The organism is uncultured Victivallis sp., assembly GCF_944391105.1.
Classification (GTDB): Bacteria; Verrucomicrobiota; Lentisphaeria; order Victivallales; family Victivallaceae; genus Victivallis.
On sequence record NZ_CALXSK010000027.1, the window covers coordinates 25,350 to 50,221 of the forward strand.

The 24,872-nt window shown below is 57.5% G+C and carries 17 protein-coding genes; 13 read left to right on the forward strand and 4 right to left on the reverse strand.

Translation table 11 applies throughout. The annotated features are described in order from the left end of the window. The first annotated feature begins 102 nt into the window (after positions 1-102). The 7 genes from Q0K10_RS09495 (at position 103) to Q0K10_RS09525 (ending at position 10,851) form a co-directional block, all read left to right on the forward strand. A complete protein-coding gene (locus Q0K10_RS09495) occupies positions 103-2,334 on the forward strand; it encodes a GH92 family glycosyl hydrolase (protein ID WP_294506310.1) in 2,232 nt (743 codons plus the stop codon). A gap of 10 nt (positions 2,335-2,344) precedes the next feature. Continuing rightward, positions 2,345-3,373 (forward strand): exo-alpha-sialidase, encoded by a 1,029-nt coding sequence (locus tag Q0K10_RS09500; RefSeq protein WP_294506312.1) that lies wholly within the window; start codon positions 2,345-2,347, stop codon positions 3,371-3,373. Positions 3,374-3,391: 18 nt separating this feature from the next. Next, entirely contained in the window at positions 3,392-4,126 is a 735-nt protein-coding gene (locus tag Q0K10_RS09505; protein WP_294506314.1) for a prepilin-type N-terminal cleavage/methylation domain-containing protein, read from the forward strand. An 85-nt stretch (positions 4,127-4,211) separates the two neighbouring features. Continuing rightward, entirely contained in the window at positions 4,212-4,916 is a 705-nt protein-coding gene (locus Q0K10_RS09510) for a type II secretion system protein (RefSeq protein WP_294506316.1), read from the forward strand. 59 nt (positions 4,917-4,975) lie between these two features. Further along, a complete protein-coding gene (locus tag Q0K10_RS09515; protein WP_294506318.1) occupies positions 4,976-7,258 on the forward strand; it encodes a beta-galactosidase in 2,283 nt (760 codons plus the stop codon). 102 nt (positions 7,259-7,360) lie between these two features. Next, positions 7,361-8,290: a dihydrodipicolinate synthase family protein gene (locus tag Q0K10_RS09520; RefSeq protein ID WP_294506320.1), complete on the forward strand. Its 930-nt coding sequence runs from the start codon at positions 7,361-7,363 to the stop codon at positions 8,288-8,290. A gap of 86 nt (positions 8,291-8,376) precedes the next feature. Beyond that, a complete protein-coding gene (locus Q0K10_RS09525; RefSeq protein ID WP_294506322.1) occupies positions 8,377-10,851 on the forward strand; it encodes a glycoside hydrolase family 2 protein in 2,475 nt (824 codons plus the stop codon). Here Q0K10_RS09525 and Q0K10_RS09530 read toward each other — a convergent pair. Next, the gene (locus Q0K10_RS09530; protein ID WP_294506325.1) at positions 10,829-11,419 is read right to left on the reverse strand and encodes a hypothetical protein; all 591 of its coding nucleotides are present in this window, start codon (positions 11,417-11,419) and stop codon (positions 10,829-10,831) included. The two genes, Q0K10_RS09525 and Q0K10_RS09530, sit on opposite strands and share 23 nt — an antisense overlap. A 212-nt stretch (positions 11,420-11,631) precedes the next feature. Between Q0K10_RS09530 and Q0K10_RS09535 the strand changes: the two genes are divergently transcribed. Both Q0K10_RS09535 and Q0K10_RS09540 read left to right on the forward strand, forming a co-directional pair. After that, complete coding sequence (locus Q0K10_RS09535; protein WP_294506327.1) at positions 11,632-12,384, forward strand: SDR family oxidoreductase; 753 nt, start codon at positions 11,632-11,634, stop codon at positions 12,382-12,384. Between the two features lie 166 nt (positions 12,385-12,550). Further along, the gene (locus Q0K10_RS09540; protein WP_294506329.1) at positions 12,551-13,381 is read left to right on the forward strand and encodes an aldo/keto reductase; all 831 of its coding nucleotides are present in this window, start codon (positions 12,551-12,553) and stop codon (positions 13,379-13,381) included. A 77-nt stretch (positions 13,382-13,458) separates the two neighbouring features. On the opposite strand, the gene tsaA is transcribed toward Q0K10_RS09540, so the two are convergent. Together tsaA and Q0K10_RS09550 are read right to left on the reverse strand one after the other, a co-directional pair. Beyond that, positions 13,459-14,241, reverse strand: coding sequence for a tRNA (N6-threonylcarbamoyladenosine(37)-N6)-methyltransferase TrmO (gene tsaA / locus Q0K10_RS09545; RefSeq protein ID WP_294506331.1), 783 nt, complete (start codon positions 14,239-14,241; stop codon positions 13,459-13,461). Between the two features lie 4 nt (positions 14,242-14,245). Next, entirely contained in the window at positions 14,246-15,928 is a 1,683-nt protein-coding gene (locus Q0K10_RS09550) for a putative manganese-dependent inorganic diphosphatase (protein ID WP_294506333.1), read from the reverse strand. A gap of 133 nt (positions 15,929-16,061) precedes the next feature. Here Q0K10_RS09550 and Q0K10_RS09555 point away from each other — a divergent pair, with 133 nt between their 5' ends. Continuing rightward, positions 16,062-16,895 (forward strand): MBL fold metallo-hydrolase, encoded by an 834-nt coding sequence (locus Q0K10_RS09555; protein WP_294506335.1) that lies wholly within the window; start codon positions 16,062-16,064, stop codon positions 16,893-16,895. On the opposite strand, the gene Q0K10_RS09560 is transcribed toward Q0K10_RS09555, so the two are convergent. Further along, complete coding sequence (locus tag Q0K10_RS09560) at positions 16,879-17,703, reverse strand: ABC transporter substrate-binding protein (RefSeq protein ID WP_294506337.1); 825 nt, start codon at positions 17,701-17,703, stop codon at positions 16,879-16,881. The two genes, Q0K10_RS09555 and Q0K10_RS09560, sit on opposite strands and share 17 nt — an antisense overlap. A 250-nt stretch (positions 17,704-17,953) precedes the next feature. Between Q0K10_RS09560 and Q0K10_RS09565 the strand changes: the two genes are divergently transcribed. The 3 genes from Q0K10_RS09565 (at position 17,954) to Q0K10_RS09575 (ending at position 24,743) form a co-directional block, all read left to right on the forward strand. After that, positions 17,954-18,829, forward strand: coding sequence for a helix-turn-helix domain-containing protein (locus Q0K10_RS09565; RefSeq protein ID WP_294506339.1), 876 nt, complete (start codon positions 17,954-17,956; stop codon positions 18,827-18,829). 182 nt (positions 18,830-19,011) lie between these two features. Further along, positions 19,012-21,168: a DUF6259 domain-containing protein gene (locus tag Q0K10_RS09570; RefSeq protein WP_294506341.1), complete on the forward strand. Its 2,157-nt coding sequence runs from the start codon at positions 19,012-19,014 to the stop codon at positions 21,166-21,168. A gap of 11 nt (positions 21,169-21,179) precedes the next feature. Beyond that, entirely contained in the window at positions 21,180-24,743 is a 3,564-nt protein-coding gene (locus Q0K10_RS09575; RefSeq protein ID WP_294506343.1) for a GDSL-type esterase/lipase family protein, read from the forward strand. Positions 24,744-24,872 lie beyond the last annotated feature (129 nt).

Consider the following 24,872-nt stretch of genomic DNA (forward strand, 5'->3'; position numbering starts at 1 on the left):
ATATTACATTTGAATAGTTATGTTACAATTTTGATATTGCTTTTTTGCAGAATATTGAGTAAAATATACTCCAGGAACCTGACAAAAACAAAGAGGAAACCTATGACGACAGCGTTTACACAATGGGTCTCGCCCATGATCGGAGTTGATTCGGGGAATTGCCTGATCGGTCCCTATCGGCCGTTTTCACCCGTGCGTCCGGGACCGGATTGTGATATGCCGCATCGGGCGGCAGTCGGATTTGCAACGACGGGTTATCAAACCGGTCGTCCGGTCATCGGGTTTTCCCAAACTCACGTGGCGGGGACCGGCGGGTTGAGCCATTATGGAAATATCCGGATCATGCCGTTCTGCGGCCGTCCTCACTTCAACGATGCCCGTCCGTTTTTCCAGGTTCCGTGGGAGCGGCGCGAAGATGCGCTTTTGCAGGACGAAACGTGCGGAGCCGGTTTCTACCGGGCCTGGCAGAACCATTTTAAAATCGGAATCGAAATCAGCAGCACACCGCATGTCGCCGCTTACCGCTTCTCCTTCCAGAAAGACGAAGCGGCGTGGCTGCTGGTCGACGGCGGCTCCTGCATCGAAGGTCTGCGCTCCCCCTGCGGCGAAATCTGCCCGTTCGAACGCTGGGAGCAGGAGCCGGATTCCATCGGCGGCTACATGGAGATCTGCGGAGAGCGGAGTGTGCGGGGACGGGCCGATCTGCGCGGCGGCTGGGGAAACGCCATGCCGTACAGCATCTATTTCCAAATGGAGTTCGATCAGAAAATGGAGATCCGGTATCTGGCCAACGCGGAGGGGATGGTTCCGGCCGGGATTCCGTCCCTCGTGGCCGGTCGGCACTGCATCGGCTGTTTCGGATTCGGGAACATCAGCGAGCTCAACGTCCGGATCGGGATCTCGTTCTCCTCGATCGCCAACGCCGAAGGAGCGCTGCGCCGGGAAAGCGACGGACGCTCTTTCGAAAATCTGGTTGCGGATTCCGCCGCGGAATGGGAAAAGCTCCTCGGACGCTTTCGTGTCTCCGGGGGGACGGAAACTCAGAAGACGCTTTTCTACACCATGCTTTACCGGTTGTACTGCATGCCCACGGATCTCGGGATCGATTATGACAATCCGTTCTGGAAATCAGGCCGGCGTTTCTTCACCGATTATTACAGTCTCTGGGACAGCATCCGGTGCGCCGACAGCTTTTTCCTGCTGTTTGACCCGGAAACCGCGTCCGATCTGCTGAACAATCTGATCGACATTGCACATCACAGCGGCGATTGGCTGCCGGACGCTTTCATCGCCGGTCGCTTTGCCTACATGCAAAGCGGCTGTTCCGCGAACGTTCTGTTTGCGGAGGCCGCCGGAAAGGGGGTTCCCGGGGTTGATTTCGCGGAGGCGTTTCGGATTCTGCGGCACAACAACGAAGCGGAATCCCCCAATCCGATGATTGCCGGAAGAGAACGGGAAGATTGGAATCGTCTCGGATTCATCTCCACCCGGATGAAGAAGGGAAGCGTCTCGCGTCACATCGAATACGCGTTTTACGACTGGTCCGTGGCGGAGCTGGCCGAACGGCTCGGCGACCGGGAGTGCGCGGAACACTATCGGAAGGAGGCGGAAAAGCTCTGGAATCTCTGGGATGAGCAGACCGGACTTTTCATGCCGCGCGACGAACACGGGAATTTCATCCGGAATTTCGACCCGTGGGATTTCGGCAGCGATGCGCACAACCATTTCGCCTGCTACGAGGCTCCGCCGGCGATCTGGAGTCTGAATGCGCTGTCCGGCTTCCCCGAACTGATCGAACGCTGCGGCGGCGAAGCGGCGTTTGAGGCGTGGCTGGATCGGCTGTTCGAGCGAAAGCTCTGGTATTTGAAGGACTCCATGACCCATGTCCCTCATCTCTATACGCTGATCGGGAAACCGGAAAAAAGCGCGGAGAGGGTCGCGAAAATTCTCGGGGAAAATTACCGCGTCTCCTCCGACGGACTGCGCGACGATGAGGACTTCGGCTGCCAGAGCAGCTGGTATTTGTGGAACGTTCTGGGTTTGTATCCCTTTATCGGCCACGATTTTTATACGGTTGTCCCACCGATTTTCGACGGTTATGAAATCAGTCTGGGCAAGGGGGTGCTCCGGGCGACGGTCGATCGTTCGCGCGGCGGGAAATACATTGCCCGGCTGGAATGCAACGGCCGGAGTCTGGAACGTGCATGGATCTTTCACCGGGAGATAGCCGAAGGGGCTGATTTGCATTTCGTCCTCTCCGACACTCCGGTGGGCTTCAGCCATGGAAAAACTCCTTTTGATCAGTCAAACGAACAGAATTACAGCAAACGATAGAGACGAAAAAATGTTGGTTCGCGAATTGATATTGCCTCACAACACCACCGAGTGTCATGCGTCGACGATTATTGAAATGCCTTCCGGCGATTTTCTGGCCGCCTGGTTCGAGGGCACCAGGGAGGCGGCGCGGGATACGGCCATCTGGATCGCCCGACGTTCTCCCCGCGGCTGGGAAGAGCCGAGAGTTGCGATCAAGATGATTTACGAGGCGCACTGGAATCCGGTTCTGTACCTCCTTCCGGACAAGAGAATCGCACTTTATTTCAAGGTGGGTTGCTCGGTCGCGTGCTGGAAAACCTACGTCATGTACAGCTATGATGAAGGGGAGCATTGGAGCATTCCGGTCGAACTGGTCACCGGGGATCTTTCCGGCGGATGCGGGCCGGTCAAAAATCAGCCGCTGCTCCTGCGGAACGGCATTCTGATTGCGCCCGCGTCCACGGAGCAGGGGAACTGGATGCCGTTTGTGGACATCAGTTTCAGCAGCGGGGAGGAGTGGGAAAAACGCGTTCCCGTGCCGCTTCCGACTTCCGTCGTTCAGACGCAGAAGAATTCCAGACCGGTCACGCTCGGATTGATTCAGCCGGCTCTCTGGGAGTCCGAACCCGGGGAGGTTCACATGCTGCTTCGAAGCAACAACGGAAGGATTTTCCGCAGTGATTCCCACGATTCCGGTCTGAGCTGGAGCGTGGCCTACGCGACGGAGCTCCCGAACAACAACAGCGGAATCGACCTGAAGAAAATGCCGGACGGGCGGCTTATCCTCATTTGCAACATCAGCGACCAGAACTGGGGGCCCCGCAAGCAGATCGCCCTGCGTTACTCGGATGACAACGGAACGAGCTGGAGTGAGCCGTTCGTGCTGGAAGCCGCTCGGGAAGAGATGTTTTCCGCGAGACACAAAAGTGAGTTCTCCTATCCGACCGTTATCGTGACGTCCGAAGGAAAAATCGCAATGACTTATACATGGCACAGAGAAAATATCCGGTTTGTCATCGGCAGTTTTCTTGATTTTACAGGGTCCCAACATCAATGACGGAAAGGAGTTGCAGAAATGAACAATCGCTTCCAGGCAATCCATCATGCAGTGAAATGTCATAATTTTACACTCATTGAATTATTAGTCGTTATTGCGATCATTGCGATTCTTGCGGCCATGCTTCTCCCGGCTTTGAACAAAGCGGAGAACCGGGCCAAGGGCATCAACTGCGTCAGCAATCAGAAGCAGGTGGCTCAGGTTTTCACGATGTATGCCGGCGACTATCAGGACTGGCTGCCGATCGCGACGAATCTCAGCAAAGAGACGAACGATCTGTCACGCATCTATTTCTGGGGAGGACAATTAAGTAAGCTGGGGTATTTCGCACTGGAATACAACGACAAGAAACTGACGCGCGGTGTCATTAACTGTCCTGCCGCATTCAAGCCTCTGAATGGAGTGCATATGTATGGAGTTAACTGCTACAACTACACAAACAATGAAATTCCACGGGGAATGCAGGGGCTCAAAGGGGACTATGCCGTGAAACTTGCCAGTGTGGCAAAATACGGTACAAAGTATCCGATGCTCGGGGATGCCGCACGTGGGAAGGGGGATCCCACGTGGAATGAAGCCGCCTGGTTTTCGGCGGGAACCGGTACAAAACGGGTACGGGGAAACGATGGATCATTCTGCCTGTATGCGAGACACGACGGCAATGTCAGCCTGGCTTTTCCCGACGGGAGTGCAGGACTGAAAAATATTAATTGGGTTCTGGAAAAGAAAATTAATGACGTATTTGTCGATTGATGTCGGATGTCACCGGAACGTTTCTCCGCTCCTCTGCAAAGAGGCGTTTGAATGTCACTCAATAACAATATAAGGTTAATTGGTTATGAATAAAAAGTTTACACTTGTGGAACTCCTCGTTGTAATTGCGATCATCGCGGTTCTGGCCGGCATGCTGCTTCCGGCTCTGAACAAGGCCCGCGACGCCGGGAAAAAGGTCTCCTGCATCAACAACCAGAAGCAGCTCATGACCGGTCATATCATGTATGCGAAGGATAATTCCGGTTTCATCGTAATCAAAAACCGTGTGCCGGGCGGCTTCAAGACCTGGGTCGAAGTGATCTGCGGTACCCCGAACTCTCCGGCTTACGTCAATTTAGCGGTGGCCGGCTGTCCGGCAATTCCCAAGCAGCTGTCGGAACCGAGTTACTGGGAGGATGTCTATGGCATGGTTGAATTGACGCAGGACAAGGAGTACGACACCAAGAAAACGGAGAATCTCGGGGACTGTTACGCGGGGCTGGACGCCTGGTCGGAGTACATTTACACTCCGCAGATGCGCTCTCCTTCCCAGACGCCGATTCTCGGGGATTCCCTCAAGGACGCCATCTCCGGGGGAACGTATGCTTACTGGACTCCCTCCGTCTCGGGCGCGAGCGATGGGCGGCTCGGTCTTGTCCACAACAATTTCTGCAATGCCGGAATGGCGGACGGGCATGTGGAGTCGATGTCCAAGGGAATGCTGCGGGACAGCGCAATGGAAGTCCACGTCGTTCGGAATGCGTTCGGCGTGATCGAGGAGATGGAATGAACCATCCGGAATAAAGCCTTTTTTATTGCAAACAAATTACTTACATGGAGGATGCCGCAATGTCGTTTTCCCGTTCCTGTCTGTCCGCATCGCTGATCGCCGGTTTTGCCCTTGCTCTGCCGGGGCTGGCGGCGAAGCCGGAGCCGGTGGCCGGTTCCGCAGAAATCAAAGTCGCGCAGAAGGATTTTTCGCAGGAGTTCTGCGATGCGCAACTCGAAAAAATCCGCAAACAGATCCAGCGAGTCGAGGATCTTGCGAAGAAATTCGACGCCTTCTACGGCGAAAAACCGCAGAGCGCCTATGTTACCGTGCCGATCCAGATCCTGAAATTCCGGTTGCCGAAACTCGAACAGGATCTCGTTCAGGCCGATACGGATGACATGAAACAGTTCTATGCGGAACGGATCGCGATGGGAACTCAGGCGACCGATGATGCTCTGGATGATCTGCAGGCTCGTTATGACAAGCTGAAAGCGGGAGGCAAACTGCCCGACGCATGGCAATACCAATCCTCGAAAATCCAGCTTGTGAACGGCTGGCCGGTGGCGACCGTGAAAAACGAATCCGGAGAACAGAAGCGTCAGCCGCTGATCTTTACCGGATACGGGCATCGTTTTCAGGAGCTCACCCGCGACATCGCGCTTTTTCCGAAAACAGGCGTCAATTTCATTCAGGTGGAACTTGGGCCCTATTCCGTTTTCCCGGTCAAAGGGAAAAAACAGGAATTCGAACCGGATTTCACGGCTTACAACGAGCTGCTTGAGCCGCTTATGAAAAAAGCCTGGGAGAACAATGTGGCGATCTGTCTGCTGATCTCTCCGCATTACATCCCCGGCTGGTTGAGTCAGGAGTTTCCGGATCTCAGCTTTTCCAAGCACCGGACTCCCGTCGGTCACCCCATGTTCAAAAAAATGATGCAGGAGCACATCAGAGCCCTGATTCCCAAAGTGAAATCGAGTCCGTATGCGGGGGCGATCCACAGCATCTGCCTCGCCAACGAACCGGAACTCGATGGCCGCCCGCGCTCGTTCGACCGCGAACTCTTCATCAAATGGATGTGGGAAACCTATGGCGACATCGCAAAGTTCAATGCTCTTGCCAAACGCGACTACAAAAACTTCGACGAGCTTGCCGACGCGATTGACAAAGATGACGCCGCGACCTATCAGTTCTACAACTTCAACGCTCTGAGATTCGCCCGGTGGCACCGTTTCCTGGCGGAGGAGGTGAAGAAATACTGGCCGGAGATTCCGGTTCATGCCAAAGTCAACACGGGAGCGACGGCTTTCGGAGGCGGACGCCGGGGCACCGATCTGGAGATGTTCTCCGAATTCAGCGATTACAACGGAAATGACAACTATGTATGCACCAATAATATGCATACTTCAACGATCAACCTCGGACAATCGACGGTGATCCACGAACTGCAGGTCTCCGGGAAGCCGGTCTCAATCGTCAACTCGGAGAATCACATCATCTGGGACTTCGACAAGCGTCCTTACACATACGATCACATCTATCTGGCGTTGTTCCATCAATACGTCTCGGGCGTCAGCGGCATCGCCACGTGGATCTACTACGATTACGACTACGCCTGGGTCGTGAACAAGGAACGCGGCGAAAGTTCCAACATCTATCTGCGTCCCGGGAATCTGGTCGCCCATGCCGTCGCGGAACTCGACGGACAGCGGCTGGCGCCGTATCTGATGAAATTCATGCAGTCGCAGCCGGAACTGGCGGTGCTGTACTCTTACACGACCTCCACCATCAACGGGAACAGTCGCGGCTATCTGGAGGGACTGCTTTCCAAGCTGGGTTACAAGGGGCACCGGGTGCGGTTCGTCACGGAAAAGCAGCTTTCGGAAAACAATCTCGGCAAAACCAGAGTCATTCTGATCGGGAAACAGATCTCCGTGTCACAAAAGGCGCTGGCCGGACTGAAACGTTTTGCGGAACAGGGCGGGAAGATTCTGGTCGATGAAACCAGCCTCAAAAATGATGAGTTCGGCAATCCGGTCAAAATCGACTTCCCGGTGGAGAAGATCGCGACGGAACCGGTTCCCGCGGAGCTTTACGAACTCTGGAAGAAGGAGATCACGCCGCTGCCGGTGGAACTCTCCTGGCCGGAGAAGATGCATTTCGTTTGCCGCATTGTTCCGGATGGAGAAGGCGCGTATCTGATCTACCTGGTCAACCATCGATATGATCAGAAGGGAATACCGGTAAAACTGATCGGGGCGGGCAGCTGCCATGATCTGATTGAGGATGAACCGGCGGGAGATCAGCTGGTACTCAAACCGCTTCAACCGAAGCTGCTCCGTTTTGTGCCCGCTTCGAAGTAGGCGGGGAGCTGTTTCCGGAAGCCGACTGCCCGGCCAGGAACGGCAGGCGCGGCTTCCGGAACAGGGTTCGACACGATTTCCATAATCAAGCTGTTAGAGAAAATGAAGAAGGATTTTGCTGGGATTATCCCGCCGGTCGTCACCCCCCTTACCGCCGGCAGGGAACTTGACCGGGAGGGGCTGGAACGTCTGCTGGAACATATCATTTCCGGCGGAGTGCACGGATTGTTCATTCTCGGTACCACCGGAGAAGGCCCCGCTCTCGGGGAAAAACTTCAGCACGACATGATCCGGGAGTCGATGCGCATTGTCCGGAATCGTCTGCCGGTTCTGGTCGGAGTCTCCGCCGCGGCGTTTGCCGACTCCGCCGCTCTGGCGGAGTTCGCCCGGCGGAACGGCTGTACCGGAGTCGTAGCCGCTCCGCCGTGTTATTTCTGCCTCGGAGATGCGGAGTTGCTCGATTATTACCAGGCGCTCGCCCGGACGGTCAGGCTGCCGCTTTTTGTCTACAATATGCCGGGGATGACCAAGAGTTATCTCAAACCGGCGCTCGTCCGCCGGATCGCGGAGATTCCCGGCGTTCGCGGATACAAGGACAGTTCCGGCAACATGGTGGATTTCCATGAGGTGCTTCTGGCCTTGAAGGATCGCCCGGACTTCTCCATCTTCATCGGGCCGGAGGAGCTGCTCGGGGAAGCTGTGCTGATGGGGGCGGACGGCGGAGTCTCCGGAGGCGCCAATCTGAATCCCCGGCTGTTCGTCAGAATGTATCAGGCCGCCGGGGACGGGAATTTGACTGAAATGCGGGAATGCCAGCGGGAAATCTACGCCCAGCGGCGGCTGTACGGGCTCGGAAAATTCCAGTCAAGCATGATCAAGGGGCTGAAATCCGCTTTGCGTCAGTGCGGAATCTGCGAAGATTATCTGTCGGCTCCGTTCAACCATTTCGAACCGGATTGCGCCGGAGAAGTTGCCGCCATTCTGAAAAATCTGCATCTGTCTCCCGATGCCGGATCGGCGGATCCGTCATGATTCCGTGCTGAAACCTGCGGCACACTCCGCATTCCCGATCACAGGGAGCTCTTATGCAGAAAACGAAGAAAGGATGAGTAGTCAACATGGCAACGATCGATTTGGCCGGAACCTGGCAGCTGACCTGCGGCAAGGCGGATTTTTCCGCCGTTGATGCAGAACTTCCGGGCGATAATTACAGTGCGCTTCAGAAAGCGGGAGTGATTCCCGACCCGAACCTGCTCGACCAGGAAAACCTGGTTCAGTGGGTCCGGGACTATGACTGGACCTGGAGCCGGAGCATCCACATTGAACCCGGATTCCTGAAGCAGAAACGCATCTGGCTCACGCTGGAATCCGTCGATACGGTCGCCCGGATTCGCATCAACGGAAAGCTCGCCGCGGAAACCGAAAACATGTTTCTGCGCTTGCGGACGGATGTCCGGGAGCTGCTGACCGCCGGAGAAAACCGGATCGAAATCGAGATCTTCCGTCCCGAAGCGTACATCGAAGAACAGAAGAAAAAGCTCTCTTTGCCCATCGCGAATCTGCCCGAGGGAGACCCCCGCATCCCCGGTTACAACCTGATCCGCAAAATCCAGTGTCAGGGGGGCTGGGACTGGGGCATCCGTCTGCTGGTCAGCGGCGTCTACGGGGAAATGTCCCTGTCCGGGTCTGACGGAGAACGGCTGGAACATGTTTTCACGGAACAGCGCTTTTCCGGCAATCACTGCCGCCTGACGGTCACGGCGGAAGTCGACGCTCTTGAGAGCGGTTCCGCCTCGCTGGAGTTTTCCTTCAACGGCGAGAGAAAAACCGTTGCGGCAGATCTCTCCTCTGGAATCAACCGGGTTGCGGCGGATTTCGACGTCGCCGGGCCGAAGCTCTGGTATCCGGCCGGTTATGGAGAACAGCCGCTCTACCCTTTGACCGTGACTCTGAACGGGAACACCATTGCCAGACGGATTGCCTTGCGGACAGTTGAGACCATCAGCGAGGTGGATGAAAACGGCAGAAGTTTTCTTTTCCGGGTCAACGGGATCGATCTCTTCGCCAAAGGCGCGAACTGGATTCCGATGGATCCGCATCCGCAGGCCTGTACGCGCGAACGGTATGAAGAACTGCTCGACGCCGCGCTCGAAGCGAACATGAACATGTTGCGTGTCTGGGGGGGCGGACGTTACGAAGCGGACGACTTTTACGACCTGTGCGACGAAAAGGGGCTGCTGGTCTGGCAGGACTGCATGTTCTCCTGCGCCCGCTACCGGATTGACGACGCTTTTCTCCGTTCCGTAACCCGGGAGCTGGAGTATCAGGTCAAACGGCTGCGGGACCACGGCTGCATCGCGCTCTGGTGCGGTGACAATGAATGCGGAAACTTCGTGCCCGGCGCTCTCGCGGAAAAAAATCTGGAATTGCTGCGGTGGTACGACCGGTTCAATCAGGTCGTGAAATCCGCCGTCGGAAAGGCCGATCCGACCCGCTGTTTCTGGTCGACTTCTCCGGCGGACGGGCCGGATGCGCTCTTCGGAAATCTTCATGTCGATCAGGGGGACTTTCATTTCTGGGAAGTGTGGAGCGGCAGGAGGAATTACGAACATTACCGCTCGATCAAACCGCGTTTCTGTTCCGAATTCGGATTTGAGGCGTTTCCCTGCCGGGATACGGTTGCGTTTTACATGGCGGACAACCTTGACAACTGCAATGTGACTTCGGCAATCGCGGAGCACCATCAGCGCTTTCCGGAAGGCAATGTCATGATCGTCGAGATGATCGCCAGAAATTTTCCGGTTCCGGAGACGTTTGAAGATTACATTTATCTCAGTCAGGTTCTGCAGGCCGTCTCCATCAAGACCGCGGTGGAATACTGGCACTCTCTCAAGCCGCTCTGCATGGGCACGCTTTTCTGGCAGCTGAACGACAACTGGCCGGTCGCCTCATGTTCCAGCATCGACTATTTCGGCAGATGGAAGCAGCTTCACTATCAGGCCAGACGCTTCTTTTCCCCCGTCACGGGAAGTCTGATTCCCCAGGGGGACAAAATCGATTTCCACGCGGTCAGCGATCTCGCGGTTCCGCTCAAGGGGGAAGCCGTGATCTCGGTTCTGCGGTTTGACGGAACTTTGCGGAAACGGCACATCGTCCCGGTGGAACTGGCTCCGCAGGAAGCGAAGTTGTGTGCGGAATTTTTCCTCGCCGAACTGACGGATCAGCCGGAGGAGAGTTTTTTCCATCTGGAACTGTTTCTGCGGGCGGAGGAGCGGGAATACGTTTTCCGGAATGAATGTTTCCCCGCTCCGTTCAAGCGGTGTCGTTTGCTTGCGCCGGAGATTATCCGCGAGCTCGAAGTCGACGGGCTGGAGGGAAGGCTCCTGCTGAAAACAGACCGCCCGGCGTTTTTCGTTTTTGTGGAATTTTCAAATATCGCGGCACATTTTTCCGACAACAGCTTCACTCTGCTGCCGGGGGAACCCGTGAAACTTTCTTTCCGACTGCGGGAACCAGCATCGCGGGAAACGTTGAACAAGGCATTGCGCCTCCGGGAGTTGTCCGGCTGTCTCAGGAAACGGGCAAGGCCATGAGGGTCAGCCCCATACGTGTTCCGGAAAACTTCGCCATGGCCTGCGCGGCGCAACGGCTCGATTTCCCATAAAAAAATCCGATCCGCACTATCCTCTTGCGCTTCGGGACAGCGGTACGGAATCCCGTTCCGGCTGGTCTTGTTCCGGAGTCGACGTTTTCTGCGCCGGCCGGGCTGCCGCATCCTCGATTCATGACGGTCAGGGAGATCGGCGGGCTCTTCTCCCCGCGCGCGAACAGCGCAGGCGCCGCAGAGACGTCCCGAAGAGCACGGTGTCGGAAAATGACATTTTTTTCACGGAAAATGCCATTCCATTCCGGTCTTCGCCGTTGTATAATATATCCGGCAACAGGAATGGGAACTGCGATGAATGAACGGATGCGGCGACTGATCAATGATACACTGACGGAAGATCTGAATCCTTCTCCGGTCACGGTGGAATACGATCCTCTTGATCTGAAGCCGGCGGAACCGATGATGATTGCCCGCGCATTTTCGAATATCTGCAGGCGCAGCCCGTCAAACTCCCGCCGGAGCTGTTTGTCCGCGTTTACGGGCACACCCGGCATACGCCGCCGGTTGACGGCAAGTACGCGGAATCTCATTTGGTCACATAGGCGGTCACACGATTGATCATGAGGACGGATACAATATGCTCCGGGCGCGCGACTGCAATGTTCTTCGTCCGCTTGCGTCCCGGGCGGTCCGGCTGGCGTGGCTCAAACGGATTGCGGAAAATAAAATACCACGAAAAATGTCAGAAAACAGCAGAGGTGGAAAGATGAGAATCAGATGTTCACGGGTATTGATCACCGGCGGCGGCAGCGGCATCGGGAAAGCGGTCGCCCGACGTTTCCTTGCGGACGGACTCAAGGTGACGCTGCTCGGACGACATCAGGAGAAACTCGATGCCGCCCGGACGGAGCTGAACAATGAGAACGTTTTCACGCTCCAGGGCGATGTTTCGAAGGTGAAAGAGATTCCGGGATATCTGGAGGCGGCCGCGAACATGATGGGGGGATTGGACGGGCTGGTCAACAACGCCGGAATTCTGCTCCCGTCCGAACGCGGCTGGGAGCCATGGGACATTACGGAGCAGGAGTGGGATCAGATGATCGGAATCAATCTCAAGGGAGCGTTCTTCTTCATGCGCGATGCCGTCGACTTCATGCTGGCCTCCGGGGTGAAACGCGGCAATGTGCTGAACATCTCCTCCAATGCCTCCTGCATGGACATCACCGGGCCTTACGGCGTTTCGAAGTTCTCATTGCTGAAACTGACCCGGGCGTTGGCGAAACGCTTCGCTCCCAGCGGAATCATCATCAACGGCATCGCGCCCGGAGCTACGGCGACGCCGATCATCCGTCACTATTGCAGGGATGAAAATGCGCCGTATGCACGCCATGCCATCGGCCGTTTTATCAAGCCCGGCGAGATTGCGGAACTTGCGGCTTATCTGATGAGCGATTTCGGAGAGATCATTTGCGGTCATACCGTTGTCGCCGACGGCGGCGACCAGAGTGCGATCTTGTGACGCCGCCTGCTGCGGAATGTGGTATTTCCCCTTTCCGCGGGCGCGGGAGATGAGGGCGCGAAATCCCCATGATTGCGGCGCTTTTCAAAAAACAGTCTCAAGTCGTTGAAATCATTTCGGCAGACGGGAATGAACGATCTGCTCAAACAATCAGGAGAGAAGGCAAATGGTTCCAGTTTTCACGCTGAAGAACAAAGTGCGGATGCCGGCACTGGGAATGGGGACATTTCCACTGAACGGAATCGAATTGAGCGAGTTGGTTGTGCAGGCATTGCAGATGGGATACGAGTTGTTCGACACCAGCGCCGCGTACGGAAATGAGTCCTCGCTGGGGCAGGGGCTTCTCTTATCCCGGAAGCCGCGAAGTTCCTTTTTTCTGACCTCGAAAGTCTGCAACCGCGACCAGTACGAAAACCGCGTGGAGGAGGCTCTTGACCAGACTTTGAAACAGCTGCGGACGGACTATCTTGATTTGTATCTGATTCATTGGCCGGTTCCCGGTTTGTTCCAGAAAACCTGGCTGACACTGGTTGAGATGCAGAAGCAGGGGAAGGTTCGTGCGATTGGAGTTGCGAATTTTCATCCACATCACCTGGAAGAACTTGCCCGGATCTCGGACGTGGTTCCGGCGGTGGATCAGGTTGAGTTGCATCCGCTGCTCTCCCAGCAGCCGTTGCGGGAATATTGCCGGGAACGCGGGATACAGCTGGAGGCGTATTCGCCGGTTGCGAGAATGCATGAGAAATTGATTCTGCATCCGGGCTGGGAGGCGTTGAAAAAGCGGTATGGAAAGACGGTTCCGCAGCTGATTTTACGCTGGGATTTTCAACATGAGGTCATTGCGATTCCCAAGGCCTCTTCTCCGGCCCGTCTGCGGGAAAATCTGGATATTTTCGACTTTGAACTCTCCGAGGAGGACATGGCGGTGATCGACGGCATGAATTGCAATTTCCGGGTGCGTTATGATCCGGATCACTGCGACATGACGAAATTATGAGATGGAGGGGGCTCGCGGCAGGAAATCTACGGAAGGGGGGAATGGAAAACGTCACCGCTTCCGGGATCGCGCCCGGTTCAGCCGCGCAGGCGGAACGCCCGGTGCAGCTCCTTGTCGGCGTAAGGATCCGGCATGCCTTCGGCGAGTTCTTCCGGCATGTAACCGGAGGCGATGGCGAGCACCCGGACGATCTCTTCCGTCGTTTCGAATTCGATTCTCCAGGTGCGGAATGCGAGGAGATGGCGGTTCGGCTGCGGGAGAGGGATCAGCCGCTGGCGTTTTGCGTCGGGTCTGCGCGTTCCAAGTTGAACGCGTGCGGCGTTTTCCAGGTCGGGGCCGCCATGAGCGCGAATCCAGGCGGCCGCCACAGTTGCTTCCCGCGAGAAGGTGACGTTCCGGCGGGTCTGATCCGCTTCATCACGCCAGCCCGCGTGGACATCGGGGAACGCGTCCGCGGCCGGGACGTACGGTTTGACGTCGAGGATCGGAGTCCCGTCGAGCAGGTCGAAGTTGCGGATGTGGAGCTTGCGCCCCTCGACCCGGACCAGTTCCACCGCCGAGATCCCGATCGGGTTCGGGCGGTGCGGTGAACGGGTTGCAAAAACACCGCGTTTGCACGGACTGCCGTCCGGCGGTCGGACTTTCGGTTTCCATCCTCCGCCGTTCCGGTCGAAGGCGAAGATGAGCCAGATCCGGTCGAATCCGCCGAGGTCCTCAAGCGCCTGTTCGAAGCCGCGTCCCGGCAGGAGTTCGACCACTCCCTCGTTTTGCGCGAAAACCGCCTGACGCGGCGCCTCCTGCGGGTAGCTGCCGCCGCCGGATTTCACAAAGCCGATCGGTTCGAATGTGAAAGAGTCCATCGTTTCACTGTTCCCGGCGGAGTGCCGCGGTGATCGCGAGGATTTGCGGCAGAAGCTGCTTTTTGCGTGAGAGGACGCCGGGCAGAGAGAAGAGCTCCGGGCCGGCCGGCTCGTAGGGGAGACTGCGGATGATTTCCGGGTCGCCGATCGCGAGCAGTTCGGAGATTTCCCGGACGGCGTCGGTAACGAGCAGCCCGAAGAAATTGAGTTTTTCCTCCGCAATCCGGTGGCGGATCTCGGCGGCGAGTTCATCGCGCCGCTGGTGGAGCAGTTCGAGATTGGTCTCTTCCACCTGCGACAGCGCAAAGTGGAAGTTCCCGTCGGTGTATGTCTTGCAGTCTCCTCCGATGACCTCGGCGGCAGGTTTGACCGCGAGCGGGGAATCGATCTGCATCAACTCGGTCATGAGTTCCTCCCCGGAGACGCCGGAGAGTTTTTCAAGCCATTCGCACATGCGCCGGTCGAGCGGCGCCGTGGTTGGGGATTTCAGCAGCAGCGTATCCGAGACGATTCCGCCCAGCAGGATTCCCGCAAGTTCCGGAGTGAGGCTTTCGCCGCTGCTGCGGTACATCGAGGCGATCAGCGTACAGCTGCTGCCGACGGTGTCCGCCGTGAACCGGATCGGCGCAACGGTCGGCATCATACCGATGCGGTGATGATCCACGACCTCGATGATCGGAATCTCCTCGATTCCCGGGAGACTCTGGTCGGGTTCATTGTGATCGACGAGGATCATCCGGTAGGGCGGCTGCTCCGAAAGCTGTTTTTTGAGCACGACTCCGGCGAGCCCTCCGGCCGCATCGATTACCGGGACGATATCGGCGGCCGAGGCGAGAATGCTGCTTTTCTGGTCGCGCAGCCGGTCGTCCGGCGAGAGTGTGAGTTCGCCGGGCGGAAAGTGCGTGAATTCGACCGGGGTGCTGAACTTCAGCCGCCGGATGACCGTAGCCGAGTCGAGCCCGGTTTTCAGGATGGAGACATGATGGTTGCCCGCCTCCTTGAGGATCAGCGGGTCGACGGGGCGGTTTCCGGTCACGATCAGCAGCCGCAGTTCGCGGTGGAGAGCGCGCAGATGGATTTCCGGGCGGTCTCCGACGATGAGCGCGAGATCGCGGTTGTCCGCCGGAATATGTTCCTCGAAGCCCTCGATCCCCATCGCGGCAACGTAGACGTCGAAATCCTGTTCCGCCGCGGTGTCGACTCCGGTCAGGAGTTCGGCTTCGAGTACGCCGCGGATCAGGTCGATCGAACTGTGGATGCGCCGTCCGGCCAGATCGCTGCCGTCGGAACTGCCGATGTTCAGCAGCTGCGAAAGCAACGCGAGCGAACTGAGCATGCCGAGGAATTTCCCGTTATGGCCGACGACCGGCAGCCGCAGCATGCCGGATTCCCGAAGCTGGTTGACGGCGTCGAAGAGAGTTGTGCCCGCTTCGATGACGGTGCACGGTTTGAGGATGTCGCGGATTCTCAGATGAATGTCGTTGCAGCTCGCGGGCGGCTTGAGCCCGAATCGACGGAAGAGGTAGGCCGCCCGGTCCGGTAGAATCCCCGGACAGAGCGCCGTGACCGGGATGCGGTTCTGGCGGCGGCGCAGCTCCGCGAGCGCGCAGGCACCGGCGATGCTGTCGATGTCCGGATTCCGGTGTCCGGAGACAAAAATGTGTTTCGGTTCTTCGCTGGATTTCATTTCCCTTCTCCTGTGGTTCTAATATACGATCCGCCGCGCCGGAATGCAAATGAAAAAATTGTAAGTTCCGCGCTTGAATTTTGTTTCATGCGGGTTTACATTTTAGAAACCTTATAGAAAAAGGACGGGACAGATGAAACTGAAATTTCTGGGAACGGCGGCGGCGGAGGCGATTCCTGCGCTGTGGTGCGAGTGTGAGGTCTGCAAGAAGGCGAAAGCGCTGGGCGGAAAGGAGATCCGGCGGCGTTGCAGCTATCTGCTCGACGACGATACGTTGATTGATTTCGGTCCGGACGCCTACTGGCAGAGCGTCGAGTTCAATATCGACCTCCCGTCGATCAAACGGATCGTTTTTACGCATTCGCACTCGGATCACTTGAATCCGGTGGATCTGTTCTGGCGGTTTTCTCCATGTTTTTCATTCGTCTCGAAAACGTTGACGGTGATAGGACGCCCCCGGATCTTCGGGCGGATCATCGAACACGCCGGAGCGGCTGGCGTCAGTGATTTCGACACGCTGCATCTGAAGCGGGTCCCGGCGGTGCCCGGGGAGCGGCTTCTGGACGGCGATCTTGAACTTCTGCCGCTGGGGGCGAATCACGACCCGCATTCCGATCCGCTCGTCTACGTCTTCAAGCGGGGCGGAAAGAGCGTTCTGGTTGCGAACGACACGGGCTGGCTTTCCGAGGAGTCGTGGAAACTGCTCGAAGGGGTGAAACTCGATGCAGCCGTGATCGAATGCACCTGCGGAATCAAGGGGGCGCAATGCCGCGACGGACACATGGGCGCCGAGACGAGCGTCGCTTTCCGGAAGCGGCTTGTGGAGAGCGGTTCGCTCGCGCCGGATGCGCCGGTTGCGGTGAATCACTTTTCTCACAACGGCGGTGCGAACCACGACGACTTCGTGAAGTACTTCGCTCCGCACGGGATCGAGGTCGCCTGGGACGGCTTCACTCTTGAGGTTTGAAGGTTTTCCGGAGAAGTTCGATCCCGTCGAAACTGCGCGGCCCGAGCCGGTAGAGCAGATCGGGATCGAAATCCGTGAGAACCCGCCGGTTCCGGACCGCCGGAAGGGTGGACCAGCCCGGCGTCTGTTCGAGTGCGCGGAGTTGAGAGGAGGGCAGCCCGGGAGCGAGGATCACTTCCGGCTGCCAGAGCTGGATCTGTTCGAATGAACAGTTGAAGTAATTCCGGTCGACTTCCGCGGCGCAGTTGCGTCCGCCCGCGAGTTCGATCATGCGGGTGAGAAAGCTCTGTTTTCCGGCGGTGACGACCGGGGAGACGCCGATGACGACAAGGACGCGCGGGCGTTTGTCCGGCGGGATGGCGCGATTGGCATGTTCCCAGCCGGCGATGCGGGCGGCGCCCCTGGCGATCTCACGGCGTGCGGCGGACTCTTTCCCGAGCAGTTTCCCGAGTCGTTCGAGGGTGGAGAAATACTCCTCAAAGGTTCGGGCGGGAAACAGTTCGCATCGGATATGAAGTTCCCGGAGGCGTTCCGCGGCGGTGGAGTCGCGCAAGGTTTCCGTGACGACGAGGTTCGGGCGGGTGGCGAGCAGCGGTTCGAGCGCAGGGACGCCGAACCGGCCGACGACCGGAATTTTTCTCACGCTTGCCGGGGAGTCGCAGAACTCCGAACGCCCGACGAGCAGCTCTTCCGCCCCGATCTGAACAATGGTTTCGGTCAAATTCGGACTTAGAGAGACCACACGTTCGGCCGCCGTTGCGGCGAGCGCGGCAAGCATGACGCCAATCCAGAGCAGCAATCGTTTCATTTCCAGCCTCCTGGTTCAATATACCGTTTTCCTGAGAAAAAACAATCCGGAACAGGAGAAAAGCACCCGGTTTCCAGAATATTCGGGTGTCTCCGGGAATTTTTCCGGAGAAAAAGTGGATGGGGTTGGAGAAAAATTCTGTTTCCGTGTTATATTCCAGCGGAAGACGCAGAATGGGACGGTTCGGGCTGATCGCATTGCCCGGCGGCTGCGGGCGAAACACATTTCGGTTCGAAAGGAGCGACGAACGATGACGAGGGTGGTTTCTTTTCACGATCACGCGCTGCTGCCGGATTTTGGACTGTCCCTGTCCCGAAGCGTCTATGCCGGTATTCCAGAAGAGCCGGAGCATTCGCATGATTTCCTTGAACTTGTGGTGGTTACACACGGCAGCGGAATCCACAATTTCAATGGGGAGCAGTTCCGGCTTGCGGCGGGCAACATCTTTGTCATCATGCCGGGGGTGACCCACTCCTATCTCAACGAGGATGATCTTGAGCTGTACAGTTTTCTGTTTTTCGATGAATTTCTCGAACCGTTCCGCAGCGATCTTGAGCGGATCAGCGGCTATCATCTGCTGTTTTCGCTGGAGCCGGGCATGGAGATCGAGAAGCGCATGAGCGGAAATCTCTTCATCCCGCCGCCGATTCTGAATCAGGCGCATGAACTCTGCCGGACGATCCGGACGGAATTTCTGGAACAGCTGCCCGGCTGCCGGGTCGATATTCTCAGCGATTTCCTGAAGATTCTGATCCTGCTTTCCCGCAACTGCCGGGCCCGCAGCGAACACAGTATCCACTACCACTATGCGCAGGAGATCAGCAAGATCTTGTCCTTCATGGAGTTGAATTTTCGTCAGGAGATGTCGCTCGATTCACTGGCACGTTCATTGAACATGTCGCAGAGCAACTTCCGCCGGGTTTTTGCCGAGATGACGGGAATTTCACCGATCCGCTACCTCCTGAATCTCCGGCTGCGCAAGGCTGCGAAGCTGCTCCAGGAAAACCGGAGCGACTCGATTCAGAAAATTGCATTTCTCGTGGGATTTCAGGACAGCAATTACTTTTCCCACCAGTTCCGGAATTTTTTCGGACTTTCGCCGCTGCAGTACCGGAAGAAACCATAATTGGCAGATAACACCGAAAAAAGAGCATTTCCTTAAGGATTCGCCTCCCTTTTCCGCTATAATATTAATAGGTCCGGGAGTGGTGTCCGCGTCGGCGCCTGATTCGGAATCGGAACGGAAAGGGCGTTTTCATGATATTCGGGAATTCCAGCATACAGATCGATTTTACGGAAAATTTTTCCTTGCGTCAGATTGTTTTCGATGGGCATGAGTTGCTGTCGGAAACGCCGGCGGACGAGTTATTTTGGCTGAGTTTCATCGACCGGGAAGGGAGGGCGGTACGGCTCTCCAGCGCCGGTTTCGCATCCGCTCCGGCCGTCCGGGAGGAACGGGACGCATTGCGCATCGTCTTTTCCGGGCATCCGGCCATGGAGGATTTGCGCGCCATCGTGACGGTCCGGCTGCCGGAGGGCGGTTCCGAAGCGGATTGGCACATCGCACTGGAGGGGATTGTTCCGGATTTCACGCTTGAGTGGATCGATTTCCCCCGGATCCTCGTTCCGTACGATCTGAAGGAGCGGGGTGGCCGCGGACAGATATTCTGGCCCGGAGCGGAGGGCGTGGTCTTCGACGAGTTGCGGACGCGGGAAGAGTCCGGGTATTTCCGCGGGCGGATGCTCTCTTATCCATTGAACGGGGTATCCGGTTATTATCCGGGTACCTGCCCCATGCAGTTCATGGCGCACTGGAGTGGAGAGACCGGTTTGTATTTCGCCGCGCACGACGCCTCGCATCTGCCCAAGGGAGTGGAGCTGGTCAGAGAGGGTGAGGAGGCCGTCCGGCTCTTCTTTCAGATTTTCTGCGGAGAGAAGGGGAAGAACGATTTTTCGCTGCCGTTTTCACTGGTCACCGGCGGATTCCGGGGAGGATGGGAGCAGGCGGCGCTGCGGTATCGCGCCTGGATGGAGGCGAATGACGGTGCGCTGCCGCCGAAGCTCTCCGACAATCCCCATGTCCCGGAGTGGCTTCTGGAGTCGCCGGTCGTGCTGATCTATCCGGTGAAGGGACGCGGTTTCGATACCGGCAGCATCGAGGGAAACGAGTATTTTCCCTACTCGAATGCGCTTCCGGTCATCCGGAAATACGCCGAACGCTATCAGAGCCGGATCATGGCGCTTTTGATGCACTGGGAGGGAACGGCGCCGTGGGCGCCGCCTTACGTCTGGCCGCCGTTCGGAGGGGAGGAGATGTTTCGGCGGTTCGGGGAGGAACTGCATGCGGAGGGCAATCTGCTCGGGGTCTACTGTTCCGGAATCGGCTGGACGCAGACAAGTTCGATCGACCTCTCGTACCGTCGCGACAGGGAATTCCAGGAGAAGCATCTTGAACGGGTCATGGCAACCGGACCGCGCGGTGAGATGTACGCCTCCGTCTGCAACGGACCTCCGGGGGCGGGGCAGCGGATCGGATACGAGATGTGTCCCGCCTGCGACTTCACGACCGAAACCGTCTGCGGTGAAATCCGCAAAATCGCGGACAGTCCGGTCGATTACATCCAGTTTTTCGATCAGAATCAGGGGTGCAGCGCGCCGTTCTGCTACAACACGGCCCACGGACATCCGGGAGCACCCGGCAAGTGGTTGACCGATGCCATGATGCATCTCCTGAGTCGTTCGAGCGAAAGTGCTTCCGCCGGCGGGAGAAACGTCATTCTCGGGTGCGAAAACGCGGCAGCGGAACCTTACATCCGCTTTCTGCCGTTTAACGATCTGCGCAACCACCTGGCCTGGGCTTATGCGCGGCCTGTTCCGGCTTACGGCATGCTGTTTCACGAATACATCAACAATTTCACCGGCAACGGAGTCTGCCTTGCGGGATGGTTTGACCGGAAAAAGAGTCCGCAGTTTCTGGCGTATCGTCTGGCTTATTCGTTCATTTCGGGGGAAGTGCTCTCCGTTACGCTCAAGGACGGCGGCAGAATGCACTGGAGCTGGGTGTGCGGCTGGGAGGAGGAGGAACCCGACCAGGAGATTCTGATGAAGCTGATTGCGAATCTGAACGGAATGCGCCGCGGTGCGGCCCGGGATTTTCTGGTTTTCGGTCGCATGGAGCCGGGGATGCCGGTGCGCGGGGCGAGCTGGGAACTTCATTTCCCGGACGGTCGTGCGCCGTTGTCTCTGCCGTGGGTGGTGAGTTCGAGCTGGAGTTACCGGGAGCGCCGGGCGTTGATTCTGGCGAACTGCAATACGGAGTCGGAGAGGGTCGAAATCGAGTTCCCCGGCATACGCAGCGGAAAAGTCGTTTCGGCCGCGGGAGAGGAACGTCGTTTCCGGGAATGCGTTCTGGTTCAGGATGTTCCGCCGCTCGAACCGCTGATGATGGAATTTGACGGGGAGTGACCGACGTGGGGATGTTTCGTAAAACAGCGCTTCTTCTGGTTTGCGTCGCCGGGGTGCATGTCGCAGGCGGAGAGTGGCAGTTGCTTCAGAGCGGCTTCTCCGGAATACCCGGATTTTTTGCGCGGATCGGAGAGCCGGGCGTTCTCCGGGTGGATACGCGGACGGGCCGCGATCACTGGAACATCCTGTGGGTGAACGAGTCGAATCTTCTTACGGCTGGGAATCGCTATCGAATCTCCCTGCGCTACCGGATTCTCGCGAAGGAGGGGGATGGCGGTCTGGCGTTCATTGCGCGTCCATGCAACGTCGAGCATCACCGCGAAGATCTTCATGCGGAAAACGGCACGGCCGGAGAGTGGAGCAGGGTTCAGTTCGAGGTCAGGATTCCGGAGGATGCCGTCCCGTATACGTTGCAGATTCACGCCTGGGGAAAAATCGCTGCCGAGATCGACTCGCTGAAGATTTCACGCGCCGGCTCTCCCTTCCGGGTTGTGCGTCCGGAAGTTGCCGAAGCGGATAAAGTTCCGACCGGATCGGTGGAATTCGAAGTAAGGCGTCCGCATTTTCCCGCCGATCCGGTGGTGGTCGACGGCGCAGAATTCGGCTTCTCCGAGACGGCGGAGGACAATACCCCCGCATGGGAGCGGGCGATGGCGGCCTGTCGCAAACGGAATGCTTCCCGGTTGATTCTGCCGTCCGGAACGTTCCGGTTCCTTTCTCCGAATCCGTTGAAAATCGAGAGGTTCCATGATTTTGAAATCGACGGTAACGGTGCGCAGTTCATCTTCTATCGTGCGGAGAAATCGATGCACAGCTCTTTTATGGCGTTGAGTTTCAACCGGCGTTTCGCAATGAGGAATCTGCGGATCGACTGGGATTGGGAGCGCATGCCGCTCGCGAGCGTGGTCAGGGCGCGCCGGGTGGATCCGCTCCGGCACTGGGTCGAGCTTGAATTCACGCAATATGAGGATGTTCCGTTCCGGGACGTCATGCGGATCGCCGACGTGGAACAGCTCGACCCGGTCACGATGTCCGTCGGCTGTGAAAACAGCAAGGGGGCGCTGTTTGAGTTCATTCCCGGGGCTTATCCGCCCGCCGACATGGAGTGGACGGCTTCAAACCGGCTGCTGCTCCGCAGAAATACCGCACAACAGAGCCACTTCTTCGAAAACATCCATCCCGGAGAATTGTTCCGGATGCGTCATTTTTCCTACGATTCAGGGGCGTTCCATCTTGATGACAATCAAGAGATTGTGCTGGAGGATATCACCATTTTCGGCGCTCCCGGATTCGGTGTACTGCTGACCGGGCGCGATCAGAAATTCGTGGAGCTCCGGCGGGTGAAGGTGATTCCGCCGAAGGGGAGCGAAAGGTGCATCAGCAGCTGTGCCGACCCGGTTCACAGCAGCCAGTCGTCTGGATTCCTGAAACTGGAAGATTGCGAATTCGGATTCAGCGGTGACGACTGCGTGAACATCGCCGACACCAACGGTCTTGTGACCGTGACCGCCCCGGATCGGCTGCAGCTGAGCACGATTTCGCTCGGCACGTTCCGGGTCGGCGACCCGTTGGAGCTGAGGGAGTTGAATTTCGCTCCCACCGGTCACCGGGTGACGGTCCGTCGATTGCTGCCGGACGGGCGGAACGACGGCAGCGGATCGCTCGAGATCTCCGAGCCGTTGCCGCCGGAACTTACGGGGCGCCGCTTTGTGGTGTTCAACCGGGCGTACGGCAGTCGCAACATCATTATCCGCAACTGTTTCCTTCACAACAACCGTGCCCGCGGGGTGCTGCTGCACGCGGGGAGTGCGACCATTGAGAACAACCGGTTTTTCCACAATCAGGCCGGCGGGATGCAGATCGGAACCGGTTACATGGAAAATTTCTGGGGGGAGGGGTTCGGTGTCGACAACGTTGTGATTCGCAATAATGTGTTTGACTCGGTGAACGTCAATTCGACCCGGGCGAACGGAGTCGTCCGCGACGTCGAGATTCTCACCTACGCGTTGCCGGAGCCGGCTGTTCCGGTGGAATCGCTGACACAGAATATCCTGTTTGAAGGCAACACGTTCCTGAATCCGGTCGGAGCGGGTTTGTATGCCTCGGGCGTCAGAAATCTTTTTTTCCGCGACAATCGCATTATCAATCGGCAACATCGGGCGAAGGAATTTTTCGTTCGGGGCTCGATCGTTCTGGATCGGGTGGAGAAAGGAGTGGTTCGGAACAATATGTGGAATCTTCACAAGCTCAATGAGAATGCCGGTATCGCGATCAACGATTCGAATTGCCGGAAGATCGAAGTCGAAGGCAACCGGCAGATTTCCCTGCCGCTCCCGACCGCGCGTTGCCGGATGGAGGCGGTCTCTTCCCGAGAGATCCGGGTGATCGATGATACGGGACGGTCAGCCGTGCTCGCTGTGGAGTTGCCGGAAGCGGAATCTGTTGTCGGGGAACGATATGAGTCGATCCTCCCCTTTGCTCCGGATCAGCCGGGCTGGATGCGCGGCACGGTGTTGAGGCAGCTAGTCGCCGCCGAGTGTTCCGCCGCCGGAGCGCTGATCCCGGAGAGCGTCGTTCTGAAAGGTGCCGATGGAACGCTCATGGAACGGGGAAGGGATTATGAAATCGATCCCGTCTGGGGAACGGTCGGAAGGCTCCCCGGTGGAAGGATCCGCGAAAAGGATGCCGTGTCGATCGACTACCGCTTCCGGAATGCGCGGCTGGATGCGGTCGTCCGGCGAGAGGACGGGACACTGATGATTCGAACGGGGGTACCGGCCGCCTCCCTGCCGCAGCTGCCGCCGCTGCGCTATGGCGAACAATTGCTGGGGCGCATCTATTTTGCGCCGGGAACGGCCACGTTGAACGATGATGCGCTTTTTCCGATTCTCGAAACGACGATGCCGGGCGTCCCCCCGGTGGCAGAGGAGCTTCTGCCCCGGACTCTGGAAAAACTTCGTGCAGGCAAACCGCTGCGCATTCTTGTCTGGGGGGACAGCGTCACGGCCGGAACCTGGCTTCAGCCCGGAGAAAGGATCGGCGGCGGATTCGCAGCTGCGCTGAGAAAACGTTTCACGCGGGCGCAGATCGAATTGATTACCGTGGGATGGCCTGGGAGAAACAGCTCGATGTTTTTTTCTGAACCCGTTGGATCGCAATGGAATTACGCTACGAGAGTGCTCGATCCGAAACCCGATTTGATCGTGATGGAATTCGTCAACGACGCCGATTCGAGTCCGGAGTCGTGGCGCGAGAACTACAGCCGGGTCCTGGAGGATGCCCGGAAAATCGGCGCTGAACTGATCCTGATCGCTCCGCATTACATCTGCCCGGACCGGATGGGGTTGACCAGCGAGAAGAACTGCGACGATGATCCCCTGGCCTATGTGCGGTTTCTGCGGGATTTCGCGCAGCGGAACCGGATCGCGCTCGCGGATGTTTCCCGCCGTTACGGCCGGCTGTGGCGGTTCGGAATTCCCTATACGACTTGGCTGGTCAACGGAATCAACCATCCCGATGCGGAAGGGATGAGGCAGTTTCTGGATGCGTTAATGGAACTTTTTCCGCTCGAATAGGTTATCGTGTCACCAAACTTGGAAACAGAAAGGAAGACATCATGAGAAGAACACACTTGAACTGAGCCGCTAGCGCGGCAGGGAAAGCGAAACGAGAATATCCAAATGAAGAAAAATCGCTGGTGATTT

What these genes read in the sequence shown, in the direction of transcription:
- Q0K10_RS09560 (WP_294506337.1), bottom strand. Translation starts at nt 17,703, where the DNA reads ATGAAACGATTGCTGCTCTGGATTGGCGTCATGCTTGCCGCGCTCGCC.
- Q0K10_RS09505 (WP_294506314.1), top strand. Translation starts at nt 3,392, where the DNA reads ATGAACAATCGCTTCCAGGCAATCCATCATGCAGTGAAATGTCATAAT.
- Q0K10_RS09515 (WP_294506318.1), top strand. Translation starts at nt 4,976, where the DNA reads ATGTCGTTTTCCCGTTCCTGTCTGTCCGCATCGCTGATCGCCGGTTTT.
- Q0K10_RS09525 (WP_294506322.1), top strand. Translation starts at nt 8,377, where the DNA reads ATGGCAACGATCGATTTGGCCGGAACCTGGCAGCTGACCTGCGGCAAG.
- tsaA (WP_294506331.1), bottom strand. Translation starts at nt 14,241, where the DNA reads ATGGACTCTTTCACATTCGAACCGATCGGCTTTGTGAAATCCGGCGGC.
- Q0K10_RS09565 (WP_294506339.1), top strand. Translation starts at nt 17,954, where the DNA reads ATGACGAGGGTGGTTTCTTTTCACGATCACGCGCTGCTGCCGGATTTT.
- Q0K10_RS09550 (WP_294506333.1), bottom strand. Translation starts at nt 15,928, where the DNA reads ATGAAATCCAGCGAAGAACCGAAACACATTTTTGTCTCCGGACACCGG.
- Q0K10_RS09530 (WP_294506325.1), bottom strand. Translation starts at nt 11,419, where the DNA reads ATGCCGGGTGTGCCCGTAAACGCGGACAAACAGCTCCGGCGGGAGTTT.
- Q0K10_RS09510 (WP_294506316.1), top strand. Translation starts at nt 4,212, where the DNA reads ATGAATAAAAAGTTTACACTTGTGGAACTCCTCGTTGTAATTGCGATC.
- Q0K10_RS09500 (WP_294506312.1), top strand. Translation starts at nt 2,345, where the DNA reads ATGTTGGTTCGCGAATTGATATTGCCTCACAACACCACCGAGTGTCAT.
- Q0K10_RS09575 (WP_294506343.1), top strand. Translation starts at nt 21,180, where the DNA reads ATGTTTCGTAAAACAGCGCTTCTTCTGGTTTGCGTCGCCGGGGTGCAT.
- Q0K10_RS09520 (WP_294506320.1), top strand. Translation starts at nt 7,361, where the DNA reads ATGAAGAAGGATTTTGCTGGGATTATCCCGCCGGTCGTCACCCCCCTT.
- Q0K10_RS09495 (WP_294506310.1), top strand. Translation starts at nt 103, where the DNA reads ATGACGACAGCGTTTACACAATGGGTCTCGCCCATGATCGGAGTTGAT.
- Q0K10_RS09555 (WP_294506335.1), top strand. Translation starts at nt 16,062, where the DNA reads ATGAAACTGAAATTTCTGGGAACGGCGGCGGCGGAGGCGATTCCTGCG.
- Q0K10_RS09540 (WP_294506329.1), top strand. Translation starts at nt 12,551, where the DNA reads ATGGTTCCAGTTTTCACGCTGAAGAACAAAGTGCGGATGCCGGCACTG.
- Q0K10_RS09535 (WP_294506327.1), top strand. Translation starts at nt 11,632, where the DNA reads ATGAGAATCAGATGTTCACGGGTATTGATCACCGGCGGCGGCAGCGGC.